The sequence below is a fragment of the Roseovarius sp. MBR-79 genome (assembly GCF_053628555.1).
This window is the reverse complement of sequence record NZ_JBRJGP010000066.1, coordinates 1-2464: the sequence shown is the minus strand read 5'-3', so window position 1 is coordinate 2464 and position 2464 is coordinate 1. Positions and strand designations below refer to the sequence as shown.

Below are 2464 nucleotides of genomic sequence, written 5' to 3'. Positions count from 1 at the left end.
ATCTCCTTGGCGGTGCCAGCCGCCGGTTGGGTGGGTTTCGTTCACCCGGAGATTACGCCACCTTCAAATTTCCACCACCTTCGCGACACGACCGCTGGATCAATACATCATCGAAAGCATCGAGGAGGCTCAGGATCAAGCCACGCAATGGCTATGGACTTACAACAACGACCGCCCCAACATGGGCATCGGCGGCATCACCCCCGCTATGAAACTGAAAATGGCCGCGTGAACTCTACGGACGAACCCCGTTAAAAAGGGGGGGATTACCCCGCCAGCGGACCGCTCACAACCAGTCTGGAGGCAATCGCATAGGTGCCCATGACCAGCGCCAGCGAGATCAGCACTTCGATCGAATAGTCGTCGATGGCGCGCATGGCGCGGTAGGCAACATAGCCCGTCACGGCGCCGAGGGCCGCACCGCCCAAAGCCTCGACCACGAACATCTGGCCCACCTGAAAGGCGTCGAAACCCTCCCCTTGGGCCGCATGGACAAGGACTGCGAACAGCACCACGCCCACACCGTCGTTGAACAGGGTCTCGCCCGTCATCACGATCTTGAGGTCTTCGGGGACCTTTACCTCTTTCAGTGTGGCAAGAACCGCGACCGGATCGGTCGGGCTGATCAACGCCCCGAAAACCAGCGCCCACGGCAATGAGATCGCAACACCCAGCAGGTCGGCTGCCGCCCAGACAACGCATCCGATGATCGCCGTAGACACCACAACACCCAAACTCGCCATCGTGCCGATGGTTACGGCCCGGCTGCGCAGGCTGACCACGTCGGCATGCAGCGCGCCCGCGAACAGGAGTAATGCGAGCATGCCCTCAAGAACGGTTTGTTGGAAATCGACTTGGCGCAGGAGAGTTGCCAGACCTTCATAGTTGAACAATCCCGGCATCGCCGCCTCGGCCCCGATGACAACCAGCGACGCGCCAAGCCCCATCACAAGCAGGCCAATGGTGTGCGGCAGGATCGACAATCGGAAATTGACCCAACTGAATGTGGCGGTCAGTACCAGCAGGATTGCAACAAGCTCAAACTGCGACATCGGATTCAGCGCTGACAGCTGTTGGACAAATTTGCCCTCTCGCAGCGGGCAGCTTTGTCTTTTGCACGATCAGAGAGCGTGACGCTGGCATCAGTCGACACCGTATTCCAGCATTTTCTCCAGACCCGTCGTCAGAAACTCTCCAACTTCCGGCTGGCCGAGCAGATAGCGGCTTACCAGCCCCTCATGCTGCTGCCGCGCGAGGACTTTGGTCGCCTCCCACTCTGCAGGTTCCCTGTCGCCACGACCAATCCAGAACAGGGCGACCAGCGCGTCCTTCTGCTCATCATTCATGCTTTCGATCTCTTGGGTGATCTCGTCGCGGCTCAGATCGCCCTCGGTTTCCTGCAGGGTCACGGTCACCTCGTCATCCGAAGCATTGCCGCCAAGGTCAGAGATATCCATCCCTTCCTTCGCCATCACGGCGTTGAACCGCAGCACAAGCTCCTCGATCCGGGCATCATCAAATGGAAGGGCAACCATCGACATCTCCTGTTCATGAAGCCTGCACGATAGCACGCGGGTCCGGCACGGCACTGATATCGATCATGACGCCCTGCCCTCTTTCGCTTTGGCAGATGTTTGGCTGGGCCCGCAGGCCAGGGACTCTGCAAGGCCAAGAAATTTCCGTCCGCAGAATGAACCGCCCCGGGTTTACCGGAGAGTAAAACTCTCAAAAGGTGAGCCTCATGACAGACAAGAAACACACCCCGAGCTACACGGCGGAGTTCCGCGCGCGCGGCGTTCGGCTTTTCCGCGAACATCGTTCTGATTACAGCAGCGACAGTGCCGCCTACCGGGCAATTGCCTCGAAGCTGGGCTGTTCGTCTTTTAGCCTGCGGGACTGGTGCCGGCGCGCGGCGCGTGATGCAGGCGAGCTGTCCGGGCCGACGAGCGAAGAGAAGGCACGGATCAAGGCCCTGGAGCGCGAGAACCGCGAACTGCGCCAGGCCAACGAGATCCTGAAGAAGGCCAGCGCATATTTCGCGGCGGCGGAGCTCGACCGCCCGTTCCGCAAATGATCGCGTTCGTCGACGATCACGGTTCTGTCCATGGTGTCGGGCCGATCTGCCGGGTTCTGGGGATCGCACCATCGACGTATTATGGCTTCAAGGCCGTGAAGCGTGATCCGGACCTCGCATCGGACCGGACCAGGCAGGATCATCTGGACAAGGCTGCCATCAAGGAGGCCTTCGATGGTAGCCGGGGCCGATATGGCGCGCGCAAGGTCTGGCACCAGCTGCGCCGCGAGGGGCATGACATCGCCCGTTGCACAGTGGAGAGGTTGATGAAGGTCATGGGATTACAGGGTGTTGTGGGGAGTGTCATGAACTCTGTGTATCTGGCCCGGTCCATGCGGTTTCAGATACTCAAGCGTCGAAGCGCTCGCCGAACATTATGGCGAACTGGTT

The 2464-nt window shown here is 60.0% G+C and carries 4 protein-coding genes, 1 pseudogene and 1 other annotated feature; of the genes and pseudogenes, 3 read left to right on the top strand and 2 right to left on the bottom strand.

The annotated features are described in order from the left end of the window. Positions 1 to 232: integrase core domain-containing protein (locus tag ACSSV8_RS20120; RefSeq protein WP_454283669.1), on the top strand; the 232-nt coding region annotated here is incomplete at its 5' end. Between the two features lie 34 nt (positions 233 to 266). Here ACSSV8_RS20120 and ACSSV8_RS20115 read toward each other — a convergent pair. Beyond that, complete coding sequence (locus tag ACSSV8_RS20115; RefSeq protein WP_454283668.1) at positions 267 to 1052, bottom strand: cation:proton antiporter domain-containing protein; 786 nt, start codon at positions 1050 to 1052, stop codon at positions 267 to 269. A gap of 90 nt (positions 1053 to 1142) precedes the next feature. After that, the gene (locus ACSSV8_RS20110; RefSeq protein ID WP_454283667.1) at positions 1143 to 1541 is read right to left on the bottom strand and encodes a DUF3775 domain-containing protein; all 399 of its coding nucleotides are present in this window, start codon (positions 1539 to 1541) and stop codon (positions 1143 to 1145) included. A gap of 200 nt (positions 1542 to 1741) precedes the next feature. Here ACSSV8_RS20110 and ACSSV8_RS20105 point away from each other — a divergent pair, with 200 nt between their 5' ends. Then, complete coding sequence (locus ACSSV8_RS20105; RefSeq protein ID WP_454283666.1) at positions 1742 to 2074, top strand: transposase; 333 nt, start codon at positions 1742 to 1744, stop codon at positions 2072 to 2074. Further along, positions 2029 to 2145: a sequence feature (AL1L pseudoknot), on the top strand. (Overlaps the previous gene by 46 nt.) Then, positions 2071 to 2464, top strand: a pseudogene (locus tag ACSSV8_RS20100) (IS3 family transposase); the annotation flags it as partial. (Overlaps the previous feature by 75 nt.) The gene ACSSV8_RS20105 and the pseudogene ACSSV8_RS20100, both read left to right, overlap by 4 nt.